This is a genomic window from Streptomyces sp. NPDC001480, assembly GCF_042894725.1.
Classification (GTDB): Bacteria; Actinomycetota; Actinomycetes; order Streptomycetales; family Streptomycetaceae; genus Streptomyces.
The window spans coordinates 26126-43532 of the sequence record NZ_JBIAVX010000032.1; the positions used below are offsets into that span (position 1 = coordinate 26126).

Sequence of the window (17407 nt, forward strand, 5' to 3'; positions counted from 1 at the left end):
CTGAGGCAGGCGTGCGGGCGACGCGCGAGCGAGGGCAACGGCCAGGCCCGGCCCACGGCAGGCGAGGCGGGGGCGCGGGCAGGGCCCGGTGGGCGGGGCCGGGCACCGGGCACGGTGGGGGCGCGGCGGGATCCGTCCGGCCGTGGGCGGTGCCGAGCGGGAGCGAGACCCCGCTCACGGCGGGCGCGGGCGTGGGCTGCCCGGTGAACGGCGCAGGTGGGGCGCGGGTGGTGGGGATCAGCCTGGGAGGAGGTCGAGGTCGGCTGCGGTGGCGTGGCCTGTGAGGACGTGCTGGCGGATCTGCTGGAGGCCCGGGGAGGGGTCGAGGCCGAGTTCGTCGCGCAGGAGGCGGCGCAGCCGCTGGTAGACCTGGAGGGCCTCGCTGCTGCGGCCGCAGCGCTGGAGGGCGATGATGAGGCCGCCCTGGAACCACTCGTGCAGCGGATGGGTGCTGGCCAGTTCCTTGAGCTCGGCGACGAGTTCCCGGTGCAGGCCGAGTCCCAGCCCGGCGGCGATGCGCATCTCCAGGGCGTGCATGTGGAGCTCCTCCAGGCGCAGCGCGTACGCCTGGAGGTAGGGGCCCTGGGTGACGTCGGCGAACGGCTGGCCGGCCCACCAGGCCAGGGCGGCGGTGAGCCGTTCGGCGGCCGTACGGAAGTCACCCGTGTCGAGCGCGGCCCGTGCCTGGGCCGTGAGCTGCTCGAACTCCTCGGCGTCGTAGGCCCCGGGCGGCACCCGCAGCATGTATCCGGTGGCTCCGGTGACCAGTGGCCCCGTTCCGTCGGCCGTCTCGTCGTCGCTCTGCAGCAGCTTGCGCAGCTGGTAGACGTACGTCTGCACGGTGGCGGTGGCGCTGCGCGGCGGCGCGTGGTCCCACAGTTCGCCGGCGATGGCCGCGATCGACACCAGCGTGTTGCGCCTGGCCAGTAGCAGGGCGAGCATCTGCCGGACCTTCGGTGCGGTCGGTGTCACCGGCCGTCCGTCCAGGGCCGCCTCCAGCACTCCGAGCGTGCGGAAGGTCAGCATGCGGGGGCCCCGGCGGCGGCGTCCGGGGTGCCGTCCGCGCGGTCCCACCACTCGCGGTGGTCGCGGTACCAGGCGACGGTCTCGGCGAGGCCCTCGGCGAAGTCCTTCTGCGGCTTGTAGCCCAGCTCGGTGTGGGCCTTGTGCCAGTCGACCGAGTAGCGGCGGTCGTGGCCCTTGCGGTCCTCGACGTACTCGACCTGGTCCCAGGTGGCGCCGCACGCCTGCAACAGCCGGTCGGTGAGCTCGCGGTTGTTGAGCTCGGTGCCGCCGCCGATGTTGTAGATCTCGCCGGCCCGTCCCCGGGTGCGGACGAGTTCTATGCCACGGATGTGGTCGTCGATGTGGAGCCAGTCGCGCACGTTCATCCCGTCCCCGTACAGCGGGACCTTCCTGCCCTGCAGGAGTCGGGTGACGAAGAGCGGGACGATCTTCTCGGGGAACTGGTGGTGGCCGTAGTTGTTGGAGCAGCGGGTCACCCGGACGTCCAGGTCGTGGGAGCGGTGGTAGACCAGCGCGAGCAGGTCGCTGGCCGCCTTCGAGGCGGCGTACGGCGAGTTGGGGTCGACGGACTCCTCCTCGGTGCTGGAGCCGGTCGGGACAGACCCGTAGACCTCGTCGGTGGAGACGTGCACGAAGGTGCTGATGCCGTGGTGCAGCGCGGCGTCGAGGAGCACCTGCGTGCCCATGACGTTGGTGCGGACGAACTCGGCGGAGCTGGACAGCGACCGGTCGACGTGGGACTCGGCGGCGAAGTGGACGACCTCGTCGTGCTCGGCCATGAGGGGGCCGACGACCTCCGGGTCGCAGATGTCGCCGACGACGAGCCGGAAGCGGGGCGAGTCGCGGACCTCGTCGAGGCTCGCCGGGTTGGCCGCGTAGGTGAAGGCGTCCAGCACCGTCACCGAGACGTCGTCGGGGCCGAGGGGCCCGAGGAGGGTGCGGACGTAGTGGGAGCCGATGAAGCCGGCACCGCCGGTCACCAGGATGCGCGTCTGACTCATCGGGGTTGCGGCGCCCACTGCCCGGGCGGGGCGGTGGGGACGCCGTCCTCCTTCCTCGTGTGTACGGTGCGTGGGTCCGGCCGGTGTGCCGGGCAGTGCGGGGTGGTGTCAGCGGCCCGCGGCCAGCCGCTCCAGTCGCCCCACCAGGGCGTGCGGGCTGGGCATGGCGGTGGCCTCGTCCCGCAGCCGTCGTGCGGCGGCCGCGAACGACGGTTCCTCCAGGAGCATGCGGGTGTGGACGAGGACCTGTCCGGGGTCGACGTCGCTGTGGTGTACGAGGATCCCGGCTCCGGCCTTCTCCAGTGAGCGGCCGCGCAGTTCCTGGTCGGCGACGTTGGTGGACAGGGCGAGCTGGGGGACACCGTTGACGAGGGCGGTGGAGAAGGAGCCCCAGCCACCGTGGTGGACGACGGCGGCGCAGCTGGGCAGCAGGGTGTTCAGCGCGATTCCGCTGACGGCGCGCACGTTGGGGGGCAGCTCTCCGAGCTGTTCGGCCTGTTCGGGCATGAGCGCGGCGACGACGTCGACGTCCAGTGCGCCGAGGGCGGTGAGGATGTCGTCCAGGGGGACGTAGTCGCCGCCGTATGCCTCGGTGTTGGTGCGGCCGAGCGTGACACAGACCCGGGGTTGTCGGGGTTTCTCTCGCAGCCAGTCCCACTGCACGGCGGCGCCGTTGTACGGGACGTACCGCATCGACAGCTGCTCCAGGTCGCTGGGCGGGCGCAGGCTCGGGGGCAGGGTGTCGATCGTGAACTGGCCGTTCAGGAGCTCTTCGTCGCAGGACACGCCGTAGGGGGCGGCCCGTTTGTCGATCCACTCGGCGAGCGGGTCGGTGCGTTCGGCCTCGGGGACGTCCCGGGCGAGTTCCACGAAGGTGCGTCTGGCCTGCCCGTAGACGTCGGCGCACCACAGCAGGCGGGCCTGGGCCGCTCCGCAGGCGCGCGCGGCGACCGCACCGGCGTAGGCGATGGGGTCACGGATGACGAGGTCGGGCCGCCAGTCCCGGGCGAGGGCCACCATGTCGTCCATGACGGGGTCGTTGTAGCGGGCGAAGCCCCAGGGCACGCTGATCTCGTAGCGGGCCCGCAGGTCGGCCCAGTCGACCTGGCCGCGGCCGAGGCGGCTCCAGTTGGCGACCTCGTTGTCCTGGGAGTCGCGGGAGCCCGCCATGTCCGTGTGCAGGGTGTGGTCGTTGCCGACGGGGGCGGCGACCAGACCGGCCGCGGTGGCCACGGGGGTCAGGGACGGGGAGTTGGCCATCAGCACGTCGTGCCCGGCCGTCACGAGGGCCCAGGCCAGCGGCACCATGGTGTAGAGGTGCGACTTCTCCGACAGGCCGGCGAACAGAACGCGCATGGCATCCTCTCGTTCCTGGAAGGTTTGCGGCCGGGCCGCCGGACGGGCCTCGGGGCCTCTAGTGCTGCCGGAGGGTGATGGCACCCAGCGGGCAGGCCTCGTGGGCTTCGCGGATCGCCTCGTGGTGCTCGTCCCCCGGCCGTTCGACCAGGAGCAGGGCGCGGCCGTCGGTCTCGTCCTGGTCGAAGACCTCGGGTGCGATCAGCACGCACTGGCCCGCTCCCATGCACTTGTCCTGGTCGATCGCGATGTCCATGCCGGCCTTCCGCGTCTTGGGCGCTGTGGGCGCCCCGCTGCCCGGGGCGTGCCCATCTTGGGCCGGGTGACGGCCCGTTGCCGCCCAGGACGGCCACTGTCTGGGGTTTCCTCCAGAGATTCCGGCGTGTTGGAGGCCCGGCGCGTGGGTCCGGGTGGGTGGTACTCGGTGAATCCCTAGACAGTGGCGTCGTTCCTGGCTCCCTGTGCGCGTCCCGTGCTGGAGTGGCGCGAGAGCCGGGCCCCGCCGCGGGCCGCGGCCGCGCGACAGGCCGGGGCCGTACGAGAGGGGATCACTGGTGGCGGACGAAGGTACCTCGAGCAGTCCCGGCAAGCCCCCCACGGTCGAGCCGGACGGCGGGGCGACGCTGCTCGCCTGGCTCGCGCGGATGCGGGAGGAGTGCCCGGTCTGGCGGGACGGGGCGGGGAACGTGCACGTCTTCCGGTACGAGGACGTCCAGCGCGTCCTCGCCGACCCGGCGACCTTCTCCTCGGACACCGTCGGCCGGCTGTCGGGCGGTGCCAAGAAGGCTCCGCGCGGCACCCTGCTGCTGCTGGACCCGCCGCTGCACGGCAAGATGCGCCGCCTGGTCAGCCGCGCCTTCACACCAGGTCTGATCAGCGGTCTCGAACCGTGGATCACGACTCTGACCGCCGAACTGCTGGACGCGGTCGAGGCGGACCGCTTCGACCTGGTGGACACGCTCGCCAACCCGCTGCCGGTGACCGTCATCGCGCGGATGCTCGGCGTGCCGGAGGCGGACCGGGACCTGTTCCAGGGATGGGCGGACCAGTTGCTGTCGACGGACCCGGAGGACCCCGACAGCGTGCGGCGCATGGAGGAGACCGGCGTCACCATCTCGGCGTACCTGCGGGGTTTCATCGACGACCGGCGCGGCCGTCCGCAGGACGACCTGCTGGGCACCCTGGTACGCGCGGAACTCGACGGCGAGCGCCTCGACGACGAGGACATCTCCAGTTTCGCCACCCTGCTGCTGCTCGCCGGACACATCACCACCTCGGTGCTGCTGGGCAACACGCTGATGTGCCTGGACCGGGACCCGGAATGGTTCGAACGGATCCGCGAGGACCGGTCGCTGGTGCCCGCGGTGATCGAGGAGACGCTGCGGCTGCGTCCGCCGTTCACCCGGATCGAGCGGGTCACCACGGCCGGGACCGAACTCGCCGGAACGGGCATCGCCCCCGGCACCCTCGTGCACCTGTGGCTGCTGTCGGCCAACCTCGACGACCGGGTCTTCGAGGACGCGGCCGTCTTCCGCCCGGAACGTGCCAACTCCCGTCAGGCGGCCTTCGGTCACGGCATCCACTACTGCATCGGGGCGCCGCTGGCGCGTCTCGAGGGACGGGTCGCCCTGAACGCGCTCCTCGACCGGTTCGCCCGGATCGAGGTCGACCCGGATGCCCGGCTGGTCTACCACGGCACCAACGTCTTCGGCGCGCGGCACCTGCCACTGGTCGTCAAGCGTGCCTGACCCCACGACAGCCCTCGCCCCACGACATCCACGGCGCAGCCGGCACACCAACGGAGTGACCATGAAGACCAGGCCCGACGCACCCGTGATCCCGACGGACCGCGGCAGGTGCCCCTTCGACCCGCCGGCGGCCTACGCCCGGCTGCGCGAGGAGGCACCGGTCAGCCCCATCACCTTCCAGGTGTTCCCGAAGGACCCGTCCGGCTGGCTGATCACCCGGCACGACCTGGTGCGCCAGATCCTGGCCGACAACCGGTTCAGCCACCGCAACGAGCTGCTGGCCCATGTGGTCGCGCCGCCGTTCCCGATGACCGAGTACGCCCCCCAGCCGTCCGCGCCGGGCTCGTTCGCGAAGACCGACGCGCCCGAGCACTCCAAGTACCGCCGGCTGCTGGCCGGTCACTTCACCGTGCGCCGCATCCAGCAGTTCGAGCCGGAGCTGGTCCGCATCGTCGACGAGACCCTCGACGAGATGGCGGCGGGCGGCTCGCCGGCCGACCTGCTGACGGCGTTCGCGGAGGTCATCAGCGTCCGCTCGGTGTGCTCCCTGATGGGGGTCTCCGCCGAGCTGATGGAGGTCATCTCCGAGCACTTCTCGGCGATGATGACCCTGACGTACACGCTGGAGGAGTTCATCGACCACATCGAGTCGATGGACGCGGCGCTGCGGCCCATGGTCCGGGAGCGGCTGGCGAAGCCGGGTGACGACTTCTTCGGGCAGTTGGCGGCCAGCGGAGAGCTGACCGAGGAGGAGATGGTCAACCTCGCGGTCCTCACCCTGGGCGGCTCCCTCGACACGACGCCCAACATGCTGGCCCTGAGCACGTTCGCGCTGCTGGAGCAGCCGGAGCAGCTGGCCCTGCTGCGCAGCCGCCCGGAGCTGTACGAGACCGGCGCCGTCGACGAGCTGATGCGGTACCTGACCATCTCCCAGCTGGGCTCGAGCCGGTGCGCGCTGGAGGACGTGGAGATCGAGGGGGTGACCGTCAAGGCCGGGCAGACCGTCGTCCTGTCGCTGCCGGCCGCCAACCGCGACCCCGCGGTCTTCGACGACCCCGACACCCTCGACGTCACCCGCGTCCCGCGCAAGCACCTGGCGCTCGGCTTCGGCGCCCACCAGTGCCTGGGGCAGCATCTCGCCCGCGCCACCCTCAGGATCGCCCTGCGCTCGCTGTTCGAGCGGTTCCCGAAGCTGCGCCTGGCGACGCCCGCGGAGGAGGTGCCCCTGCGCGACCGTGCCGTGCACTACGGGGTCGACCGTCTGCTCGTCGCCTGGGACTGAACGGCCGCGAGGAGGACGACCGTGACGAAGACCGTGACCAAGCCCGGGACGACGGCCGAGACGCCGTTCCGCCGCGCCGTGGAGAGCCGCGAGGAGCGGTCATTCCTGGTCCGCGCCGGCCGGGCGGACCACACCCGGGTCCGGCTCAGCGGCTACGACCTGCTGACCGGCCCCTGGTACACGCCCCTGACCTTCTTCTACCGGCAGACACTCGACGGCGCGGAGCTCCGCGCGTCCCTGGCGCGCACGCTGCGCCACTACCCGCCGCTCGCCGGCCGGCTCACCCGGGACCGGTCGGGCGGACTGAGCGTGCTCTGCAACGACGCCGGGGTCCGTTTCACCGAGGCGGTGTCCGCCGAGCCCATGCGGGAGTACGGGCCCGGTCTGCGCACCGAGCCGGTGATCGGCAACCTGCTGCGCGAGGTGAGCGCCTTCCGGGTGGTCGACCGTGACACACCGCTGCTGAAGGTCCGGCTGACCCAGATGCGCGGCGGCGGCTCGATCCTCGGCGTGATGATCAACCACAGTCTCGCGGACGGCGGGAACACCGTGGCGTTCCTGGAGAACTGGTCGCGCGAGCACCGCGGCCTGTCCTACCCGGAGCCGTCCCACGACCGTGGCGCCCTCGACGCGCTGGGCCGGAAGTCGGCGGACCCCGTGACGGTGGCCTCGCGCGCGTTCATCGGTGTCTCCCGGCTGCGGCTGCTGACCACGAACATCAAGGCCGGTCTGCACAAACTGGCGACCGTGGCCACCCGTTTCGAGGCCGCGGAACTCGCCGCCATGAAACGGGCCGCGCTGGACCAGCTGGCCGGCGACGGCTCCTGGGTGTCCACCAACGACGTACTGACGGCGCACCTCTGGCAGGTGTTCGGCGAACTGCGCGACCGGTCCGACGACGCCGCCGAGTGGCTCGGGATGATCGTCGGCGCGCAGTCCCGGCTCGGTGCCGAGCTGCCCGCCGGGTACTGGGGCAACTGCGTCAGCAACAGCTGGACCGGGACGACGACGGCCCGACTGCGCACCCGCCCGCTCGGCCGGGTCGCCCAGGACGTCCGGGCCTGTCTGGACGCCAACACGGCCGACAAGCTCCGCGACGAGATCGCCTTCCTCGGCTCCTACCGCAGGGCGGGCGTGTCACGGCACGTCATGTCGGTGCGGGCCCCGGACGTCTCCGACACGGCCCTGACCGTCAACAACTGGTCGCAGTTCCCGCTGTACGACATCGACCTGGGTGCCGGGAAGCCGTTCTGGTACGAGTTCCCCGACCTCCCGGTGCCGACGGTGCACATCGCGCCGACGCCCACCGGGGACGGGGGGCGGGACGTGTACCTGTGCCTGCAGCGGGAGCACGCGGCCATGGTGCGCGAGCCGCACTGGCTGGAGCGCCTCCACGCCTACGGGAAGCTCCCGGAGGGCGCCGTGCCGGGAGCCGTGCCCGCAGTGGAGTGAGTGGGGCGGGTTCCCGCGAGGGGGGCCGGGAACGGTGGTGACACCGTTCCCGGCCCCCCTCGCGTCATGACTCGTCCAGTTGCCGGCTGATGAAGTCGAACAGCTCCTCGTCGGTGGCGTCGTCCAGCTGGTCCGCCACGGACTCGGCCGCCGGCAGCTCGTCCGTACCGGGCTCGGTGTCCTCCAGCTCCGCGAGGAGCGTCCGCAGCCGCGCCTTGAGCAGGGCCCGGACGTCATGCCCGGGCCCGGACGTCATGATCCTCGCCACCGTGCTCTCGACCTCCGCCAGCAGTACGGCGGCGCTGCCCTGCCCGTCCCCGAAGAGCTCACCGGCCAGGTGGCGGGCGAGATCGGCGGGCGTGGGGTGGTCGAACACGAGGGTGGTCGGCAGCCGCAGCCCGGTGTCCTGGTTGAGCTGGTCGCGCAGTTCGACCGCGGTCAGGGAGTCGAAGCCCATCTCACGGAAGGCTCTGGTGGGCTCGACGCCCGACACCCCGGTGAAGCCGAGGGCCGTGGCGGCGACGCTCCGCACATGGTCCTGGAGCATGTGGACGCGCGCGTCGGCGGGCGCCGCGGTCAGTTTCTCCACCAGAGGATGGAAGCCGTCCGTTCCGGCCGTGGGGTCCGGCGTGGTGTCCGCCGTGAGGTCCGCCGCCTCCGGGAGGCCGGACAGCAGCGGGCTGGGACGGCGGCTGGTGAAGGTGGGCAGGAACCTCTCCCAGTCGACGTCGGCCACCACCACCGTGCCGTCCCCGACATCCAGGGCACGGCCCAGCCCGGCCAGCGCCCGGTCCGGATCCATCACCCGCAGGCCCCGGCGACCCAGCTCGACCGCGCCCTCGTCGGACACCATGCCTCCGCCGCCCCAGGGGCCCCAGGCGACGGCGGTTCCGGTGAGCCCCTGGGCGCGGCGGCGTTCGACGAGGGCGTCGAGGTGGGCGTTGGCCGCCGCGTAGGCCGCCTGGCCGCCGCTGCCCCACACCCCCGCGATCGAGGAGAACACCACGAACGCCGACAGGTGCATCTCCCGGGTCAGCGTGTCGAGGTGATCGGCCGCCACGGCCTTGGCGCGCAGCACGGCGGCCGTGCGCTCGGGGGTCGTCGCGTCGATCACGTCGTCGTCCAGGACACCCGCCGCGTGGAAGACCGCGTCGACCGGGTGCTTGTGCAGGAGCCGGGCGACCGCGTCGCCGTCGGCCATGTCGCAGGCCTCGACGACGGCTTGTGCGCCGAGTTCCTCGAGTTCGCGGCTCAGCTCGGCGGCGCCCGGCGCGTCCGGGCCACGGCGGCTGGTGAGGACCAGTTCCCGAGCGCCCCGCCCGACCAGCCAGCGCGCCAGGTGCGCGCCGAGCGCCCCGGTACCGCCCGTCACCAGCACCCGGCCCGGCGCCTGCCAGGCATCGGCCGACAGCGCCGACGGGCCTCCGGGCACGGGAGCGTGCGAGAGACGGCGGGCGAAGGACCCGGATTCGCGTACCGCGACCTGGTCCTCGTCCGAGGCCAACACGGACACGAGGCTCGCGAGGACAGTCCGGTCCACGCGGCTGGGCAGGTCGACGAGACCGCCCCAGCGGTCGGGGTGTTCCAGGGCCGCGACCCGGCCGAAGCCCCAGAGGGCCGCCTGCGCGGGTTCGAGAGCTTCGCCGGTGTCGTGTCCTGCGGTGACGGCTGCGGTGGTGAGCAGCCACAGGGGTGCGGTGAGGTCGGCGTCGCCCAGTGCCTGTACGAGGGTCAGGGCGTCCGCCGTGCTCTGCGGGCGGGCCAGGACACCGGTGAGGGGATCGCCTTCCGCTGCGGCGGCGGTGAGGAACTGTGCCAGCTCGGCGCGGCCGGCCTGGGGATCGTAGGTCAGCTGCTCGATACCGGGCAGGAGCTCACCGATGCCGTCGAGCGGGCGGGCATCGGAGGGCTGGAGGAGCAGCCAGCGGCCGGTGTCCGTGACGGGGGGCGGTACGGTGGCGGGCTGCCAGTCGATGCGGTAGCGCCAACCGTCGACACGAGAGCGCTCTGCCGCGCCCCGACGCCAGGCGGACAACGCCGGCACGACGGCGTCGAGTTCCTGCTCGCCGACGCCCAGGACCTCGGCGAGGCCCTGCGCGTCACCGCGCTCCACCGCCTGCCAGAAGTCCGCGTCCAGTGGATCGGCCGAGGCGGCGACAGTGGCCGACTGCGCGGGCTCGGGCCAGAACCGCTCGCGCTGGAAGGCGTACGTCGGCAGCTCGACCGGCCGCGCACCCGAACCCGCCAGCAGGGCCGGCCAGTCGACACCCACCCCGTGCACGAACGCCTTCGACAGCGCGGCCATCGCGGTGTCCGGCTCGGGACGGTCCTTGCGGAGGATCGATGTGAAGAGCAGCTCGCTGTCATCCGTGACGCAGGACTGGGCCAGCGCGGTGAGGGTGCCGTCCGGGCCGATCTCCACGAACCGCGTGACCCCTTGCTCTTCCAGCGTGTGCACGCCGTCGGCGAACCGGACCGCCTCCCGGACATGACGCACCCAGTACTCCGCCGACTCCAACTCACCCGCGCCCGCCAGCTGTCCGGTCACGTTCGACACGACCGGGATGCGCGGCGCCGAGTAGGTCACGCTGTCCGCCACCGCACGGAAGTCGGCCAGCATCGGCTCCATCAGCGGGGAGTGGAAGGCGTGGGAGACGCGGAGGCGGGACGTACGACGGCCCAAGGCCGCGACTTCTTCCGCGACCGCCGAGACCTCCGCCTCGGCACCCGAGACCACCACCGACTGCGGCCCGTTCACCGCAGCGACCGACACCTCACCTGTCAGCAGCGGGACGACCTCCTCCTCGGAAGCCTCCACCGCGAACATCGCACCACCCGCAGGCAGTTCCTGCATCAGCCGGCCCCGCGCCACCACCAGACGGCACGCATCCTCCAGCGACAGCACCCCGGCCACATGCGCAGCCGCCACCTCACCTATGGAATGCCCGACGACGTAGTCCGGGGACAGGCCCCAGGACTCCACCAGCCGGAACAACGCCACCTCAACGGCGAACAACGCCGGCTGCGTCCACCCCGTCCGGTTCAGCAACTCCGCATCCGCCCCGAACACCACCCCACGCAGGTCACCCTCCAGATGCACGCACACCGCGTCGAAGGCCTCCGCGAACACCGGGAAGGCGTCATACAACTCCCGCCCCATGCCAAGCCGTTGAGCGCCCTGTCCGGAGAAGAGGAAGGCCGCCTTGCCCTCGGACAGAACTCCCTGGACCGCACCCGGCAGTCTCTCGCCACGGGCGACGGCCGAAAGTCCCGCGAGCAGTTCCTCCCGGTCGGCGCCACGGACCACCGCACGGTTCTCGAACGCCGACCGTGTCCCGGCAAGCGACAGCGCCACATCGGCGGGGTCGAGGTCGGGGCGCGCCTCGACATGCGCGAGCAGCCGCTGTGCCTGAGCCCGCAGAGCCTCACTACCCTGCCCGGAAACGACCCAGGGGATGACCGGCAGCGGCCGGGTGACCTCGGTGGCTTCCTCCTCCACCGGCTCGGGCGCCTGCTCCAGGACCACATGCGCGTTCGTGCCGCTCAACCCGAACGAGGACACACCCGCCCGGCGAGGACGCGCCACCTCGGGCCACTCCACCGGCTCCGCCAGCAGACGTACCTCACCCGCCGACCAGTCCACGTGCGACGACGGCTCATCCACATGCAGGGTGGCGGGCAGTACGCCGTGCCGCAGCGCCTCCACCATCTTGATCACACCCGCGACACCCGCCGCCGCCTGCGTGTGACCCAGGTTCGACTTCACCGAGCCGAGCCACAGCGGGCGGCCGGCGTCACGCCCCTGCCCATACGTGGCGATCAGCGCCTGCGCCTCGATCGGATCACCCAGCGCGGTCCCCGTGCCGTGCGCCTCCACCGCGTCCACATCCGCCGGCGACAGGCCGGCACTGGCCAGCGCCGCCCGGATCACCCGCTGCTGAGAAGGACCGTTCGGAGCCGTCAGACCGTTGGAGGCACCGTCCTGATTGACCGCCGAACCCCGCACGACAGCGAGCACCGGGTGGCCGTTGGCCCGGGCGTCGGACAGCCGCTCCACCAGCAGCACCCCGACACCCTCACCCCACCCCGTCCCGTCCGCACCCTCCGCGAACGCCTTGCACCGGCCGTCCCCCGCCAGCCCACCCTGACGGCTGAACTCCACAAACGCCCCCGGCGTCGACATCACCGTCACACCACCGGCCAAGGCAAGATCACACTCGCCAGAACGCAGCGACTGCGCGGCCAGATGAAGAGCGACCAATGACGACGAGCACGCGGTGTCGACAGTGACCGCCGGACCCTCCAGGCCCAGCACATACGACACCCGCCCCGAGAACACACTCGCCGCGTTCCCCGTGCCCACGTAACCGCCGAAGTCACCCTCCGACACCGAAAGCAACGCCGGATAGTCCTGGCCGTTGGTCCCCGCGAACACCCCCGTCCGCGAACCCCGCAACGACCGGGGATCGATCCCCGCCCGCTCCACCGCCTCCCACGAGGTCTCCAGCAACACCCGCTGCTGCGGATCCATCGCCAACGCCTCACGCGGCGAAACACCGAAGAACCCCGCATCGAACGCACCCACATCACGCAGGAAACCGCCTCGACGCGTGTACGCCGTGCCCTGACGCCCGGATGCGGCATCCAGACCGTAGAACGGGTCGAGCCCCTCCCAGCCTCGGTCGGTGGGGAAGTCGACGATCCCGTCACGCCCCTGCGACAGCAGCTCCCACAACGCCTCCGGGGAATCCACCCCACCCGGGAAACGGCACGCCATCCCCACGATCACCACCGGATCGTCGGACACCCCCGCCACAGCCCCCGAGAACGACACCCCCGACGCCTGCGCGTCCGCCGCACCACCACCCAACTCGCCGTACAAGAACTCCGCCAGAGCCACCGGAGTCGGATAGTCGAACACCACCGTCGCCGGCAGCCTCACCCCGCACTCCGCCCCCAGCACGTTCCGCAACTCCACCGCGATCAGCGAATCCACACCCAGATCACGGAACGCCCGATCCGCCGGAACCGCCTCCGGACCCCCATGACCCAGCACAGCCGCCGCCCGCGCCCGGACCAGCTCCAGGGCGGCCCGGACGCCCGCTTCGTGGGGCAGGGAGCCTATGCGGGAGCCGGTGTCGTCAGTGCGGCTCGCCGACGACACCGGGCCGGCGGGCAGGGAGCTGGCGGCCTCCGGCAGATCCCGCAGGAGTGCGCTCGGCCGGACCGCCGTGAAGGCGGGGGCGAACCGGGTCCAGTCGATGTCGGCCACGAACTCGCCGGTCACGCCCGCGTCCAGGGCGGTGCCGAGGGCGGCCACGGCCAGATCCGGGTCCAGCGACGCCACGGCGCCCCTGCCGCGCCGCCGGCCGCCCGGGCTCTCGGTGGCCATGCCGGCGCCGGCCCACGGGCCCCAGGCCACGGAGGTGGCGGGCAGCCCCTGGGCGCGGCGACGCTCGGCGAGCGCGTCCAGCACGGCGTTGGCGGCGGCGTAGGCGCCCTGTCCGGCGTTGCCCAGGACACCGGCGAGGGAGGAGAAGAGGACGAAGGCTGACAACTCACGGTCTCGGGTCAGTGCGTCGAGGTGCAGGGCGGCCTCGGCCTTGGCCCGCATGACGTGTCCGATGCGCTGGGGGTCGGTCCCGCCCAGGACGGCGTCGTCGAGTACGCCCGCGGTGTGGAACACGGCGTCCACGGGGTGCCGTGCGAGGAGTCCGGCCACCTCCTCCCTGACGGACACGTCGACGGCGGCGATCGTGACGCGGGCGCCCAGCGCCCGGAGTTCCGCTTCGAGTTCCGCGGCGCCGGGTGCCTGCGGGCCACGCCTGCTCACCAGGACGACGTTCTCGGCACCCCGCTCGACCACCCAGCGGGCGACCCGGGCTCCGATGGCCCCCGTACCGCCGGTGATCAGGACGCTGCCGCGCGGCTGCCACGCTTCTGGCGGCGTCGGCCGGGGCCGCGACAGCCTGCGGCCGAAGACACCGGAGCCGCGTACCGCCACCTGGTCCTCGCCGGACTCGCCGGGCAGCGCCGTGAGGAGGGCGGCGAGCCGGTCGACCGCCCGTCGGTCGAGTTCGTCCGGCAGGTCGACGAGTCCGCCCCAGAGATCGGGGTGTTCCAGCGCCGCCACCCGGCCCAGGCCCCATACGGCGGCCTGCTCGGGCGCCGTGAGCGTGTCGGAACGGCCGACGGAGACGGCGCCGCGCGTCAGTGTCCACACCGGACCGGGCAGCCCGGTGTCGGTGAGCGCCTGGACCAGCGTGGCCGTCGTCGCCGCCACCCCGGCCTGGTCCGCTGCCAACGGGAGCAGGGACAGCACGGCCGTGACGGGACCGCACTCGTCCGCCGCGTCCTTGAGCCGGGCGGCCAGCACGGCGCGGTCCGCCTCGGAGCCGGAGAGCGCGGCCTCGACCTGCAGCAGGTCGAACCCGTGCGCCCGGAGCCCTTCGAGTACGGCGCGGATCGTGGCGTCGGCCCGCTCGTCGCGCGCCTGCGGGAGGACCACCAGCCGACGGCCCTGAGCCGGTGCGTCCGGGGCAGCGGTGAGCTGGGTCAGAGGTTTCCAGGTGACGCCGTACCGCCAGGAGTCGGTGACATGCCGGTCGCTGCGTTTCCGGTACCAGCGCGAGAGCGCCGGTACGACCGCGTCCAGGGCCTCGAAAGCCACGTCGAGGTCTTCAACGAGGGTGTCGATGTCCTGTCGCTCGACCGCTTCCCAGAACTCCGTGTCGACGACGGCGGAGGCGTGCGCCGCGTCGGTGCCGGACTTCGGCCCCTGTGCGGACGGGTCGAGCCAGTAGCGCTCGCGTTGGAAGGCGTACGTCGGGAGTTCCACGGCCTGGGCGGTGTCGGCACCGGCGAGGAGCGCCCGCCAGTCGACCGGCGCACCGTCCGCGTGCAGCCGGGCCAGCCCGCGCAGTACGGAGGACGGTTCGGAACCGTCCTTGCGCAGAAGCGATGCGAAGAGCGCCTCGTCGCCGCCCGTGACGCAGGACTGGGCCAGGGCGGTGAGGGTGCCGTCCGGGCCGATCTCCAGGAAGCGGCGCACTCCGCGCTCCCGCAGCGTGTGCACGCCGTCGGCGAACCGGACCGCCTCCCGGACATGACGCACCCAGTACTCCGCCGACTCCAACTCACCCGCGCCCGCCAGCTGTCCGGTCACGTTCGACACCACCGGGATGCGCGGCGCCGCGTAGGTGACGCTGTCCGCCACCGCACGGAAGTCGGCCAGCATCGGCTCCATCAGCGGGGAGTGGAAGGCGTGGGAGACGCGGAGGCGGGACGTGCGACGGCCGGACGCGGACAGCTCCTCCGCGACCGCCGACACCGCCGCCTCGGCACCCGAGATCACCACGGACCGCGGCCCGTTCACCGCCGCGACCGACACCTCACCTGTCAGCAGCGGGACGACCTCCTCCTCGGAGGCCTCCACCGCGAACATCGCACCACCCGCAGGCAGTTCCTGCATCAGCCGGCCCCGCGCCGCCACCAGACGGCACGCATCCTCCAGGGACAGCACACCAGCCACATGCGCAGCCGCCACCTCACCTATGGAATGGCCGACGACGTAGTCCGGGGACAGGCCCCAGGACTCCACCAGCCGGAACAACGCCACCTCAACGGCGAACAACGCCGGCTGCGTCCACGCCGTCTGGTTCAGCAGCTCCGCATCCGTACCGAAGACCACCCCACGCAGGTCACCCTCCAGATGCGCGCACACCGCGTCGAAGGCCTCCGCGAACACCGGGAAGGTGTCATACAACTCCCGCCCCATCCCCAGCCGTTGAGCCCCCTGCCCCGAGAACAGGAACGCGACCTTGCCCTCACCACCCGCGGAACCCGTGACCGTGAACGGGTCCGGCTTCCCGTGGGCCAGCGCCTTCAGGCCGCGGGTCAACGCGTCGTGGTCGCCGCCGACGACGACGGCACGATGCTCGAACAGGGACCGCGCCGCCAGGGCATGAGCCACCGCGTGGTCGTCACCCGACCGACGAGTCTCCAGATGAGCGAGCAGCGCGCGTGCCTGGCCCCGAAGGGCCTCCGGAGTCCGCGCGGACAACAGCCACGGTACGACTCGCGGACCCCCCTCCGTTCGCGGTGCCGGATCGACGGGTGGCGCCTGCTCCACGATCACATGGGCGTTCGTACCGCTGACACCGAAAGCGGACACGCCAGCCCGCCGCGGCCTGCCCGGATCCGACCACTCCACCGACGACGTCAGCAGACGGACTTCGCCCGCCGACCAGTCCACCTGGGTCGAGGGCTGATCCACGTGCAGGGTGGCGGGCAGTACGCCGTGCCGTAGCGCCTCCACCATCTTGATCACACCCGCGACACCGGCGGCGGCCTGCGTGTGACCCAGGTTCGACTTCACCGAGCCGAGCCACAGCGGGCGGTCGGCGGGGCGGTCCTTCCCGTACGTGGCCAGCAGCGCCTGTGCTTCGATCGGATCACCCAGCGCGGTGCCCGTGCCGTGCGCCTCCACCGCGTCCACGTCCTGGGGCGACAGGCCGGCGTTGGCCAGGGCGGCCCGGATCACCCGCTGCTGCGAAGGACCGTTCGGAGCCGTCAGACCGTTGGAGGCGCCGTCCTGGTTGACCGCCGAACCCCGCACCACCGCCAGCACCCGATGGCCGTTGGCCCGGGCGTCGGACAGCCGCTCCACCAGCAGCACCCCGACACCCTCGCCCCACCCCGTCCCGTCCGCACCCTCCGCGAACGCCTTGCACCGGCCGTCGACGGCCAGCCCGCCCTGACGGTCGAACTCGGCGAACACGTCCGGGGTCGACATCACCGTCACCCCACCGGCCAACGCCAGATCGCACTCCCCCGCGCGCAGCGCCTGCACCGCCAGGTGCAACGCCACCAGCGAGGACGAGCAGGCGGTGTCGACGGTGACCGCAGGGCCTTCCAGGCCCAGTACGTACGACACCCGGCCGGAGACGACGCTCGCAGCGTTGCCGGTGAGCAGGTGGCCCTCGATGCCCTCGGGCAGGTCGCGGCCGGTCGTGGAGCCGTAGTTCTGGTTGCTGCACCCGACGAAGACGCCGGTGCGGCTGCCGCGTACGGCGTCGGCGGCGATGCCCGCGCGTTCCAGCGCCTCCCAGGAGGCTTCCAGGGTGAGCCGCTGCTGCGGGTCCATGGCGAGGGCCTCGCGGGGCGAGATGCCGAAGAAGCCGGCGTCGAACTCGGCGGCGGAGGTCACGAATCCGCCGCGCGGTGTCCTGGCGTCGGTGGTGGCTCCGGTCAGGTCCCAGCCGCGGTCCTGCGGGAACTCGGTCATCGCGTCCCGGCTCTCGGCCACCAGCCGCCACAGGTCGTCCGGTGAGTGGACGTCTCCCGGGTAGCGGCAGGCCATGCCGACGACGGCGACGGGTTCGGTCGCCGTGCGGGTGAGACGGTCGTTCTGCTTGCGCAGCCGCTCGTTCTCGAGCAGCGACGCACGCAGGGCCGCGACAACGCGTTCCTCGGAGGTGGGCATACTCAGCTCCACTGTTCTTGCTTCGGGCTTCGGCAGACGGGGAAGGGTGGGGCGGGCC

At 72.4% G+C, this 17407-nt stretch carries 8 protein-coding genes; 3 read left to right on the forward strand and 5 right to left on the reverse strand.

Features of this window, described 5'->3' with window-relative positions:
- Positions 1 to 237 precede the first annotated feature (237 nt).
- The 4 genes from ACFY01_RS43280 to ACFY01_RS43295 all read right to left on the reverse strand — a co-directional run bounded on the left by ACFY01_RS43280 (position 238) and on the right by ACFY01_RS43295 (position 3639).
- Positions 238 to 1026, reverse strand: a complete 789-nt coding sequence (locus tag ACFY01_RS43280; RefSeq protein WP_390741272.1) for a BTAD domain-containing putative transcriptional regulator — start codon at positions 1024 to 1026, stop codon at positions 238 to 240.
- The gene (rfbB, locus tag ACFY01_RS43285) at positions 1020 to 2027 is read right to left on the reverse strand and encodes a dTDP-glucose 4,6-dehydratase (protein WP_390741273.1); all 1008 of its coding nucleotides are present in this window, start codon (positions 2025 to 2027) and stop codon (positions 1020 to 1022) included. The genes ACFY01_RS43280 and rfbB overlap by 7 nt, the downstream gene beginning before the upstream one ends.
- A 108-nt stretch (positions 2028 to 2135) precedes the next feature.
- The gene (locus tag ACFY01_RS43290) at positions 2136 to 3383 is read right to left on the reverse strand and encodes an activator-dependent family glycosyltransferase (RefSeq protein WP_390741274.1); all 1248 of its coding nucleotides are present in this window, start codon (positions 3381 to 3383) and stop codon (positions 2136 to 2138) included.
- A 58-nt stretch (positions 3384 to 3441) separates the two neighbouring features.
- Positions 3442 to 3639 carry a ferredoxin gene (locus ACFY01_RS43295; RefSeq protein WP_390741275.1) on the reverse strand — a complete coding sequence of 66 codons (198 nt, stop codon included), beginning with the start codon at positions 3637 to 3639 and terminating at the stop codon, positions 3442 to 3444.
- A 298-nt stretch (positions 3640 to 3937) separates the two neighbouring features.
- On the opposite strand from ACFY01_RS43295, the gene ACFY01_RS43300 reads away from it, so the two are divergent.
- From ACFY01_RS43300 to ACFY01_RS43310, 3 genes are all read left to right on the forward strand, one after another.
- Positions 3938 to 5131: a cytochrome P450 gene (locus tag ACFY01_RS43300; RefSeq protein WP_390741276.1), complete on the forward strand. Its 1194-nt coding sequence runs from the start codon at positions 3938 to 3940 to the stop codon at positions 5129 to 5131.
- 61 nt (positions 5132 to 5192) lie between these two features.
- Positions 5193 to 6413: a cytochrome P450 gene (locus ACFY01_RS43305; RefSeq protein ID WP_390741277.1), complete on the forward strand. Its 1221-nt coding sequence runs from the start codon at positions 5193 to 5195 to the stop codon at positions 6411 to 6413.
- 21 nt (positions 6414 to 6434) lie between these two features.
- Positions 6435 to 7865, forward strand: a complete 1431-nt coding sequence (locus ACFY01_RS43310; protein WP_390741278.1) for an acyltransferase — start codon at positions 6435 to 6437, stop codon at positions 7863 to 7865.
- A 64-nt stretch (positions 7866 to 7929) separates the two neighbouring features.
- On the opposite strand, the gene ACFY01_RS43315 is transcribed toward ACFY01_RS43310, so the two are convergent.
- The gene (locus tag ACFY01_RS43315; protein ID WP_390741279.1) at positions 7930 to 17349 is read right to left on the reverse strand and encodes a type I polyketide synthase; all 9420 of its coding nucleotides are present in this window, start codon (positions 17347 to 17349) and stop codon (positions 7930 to 7932) included.
- Between the last annotated feature and the right edge of the window lie 58 nt (positions 17350 to 17407).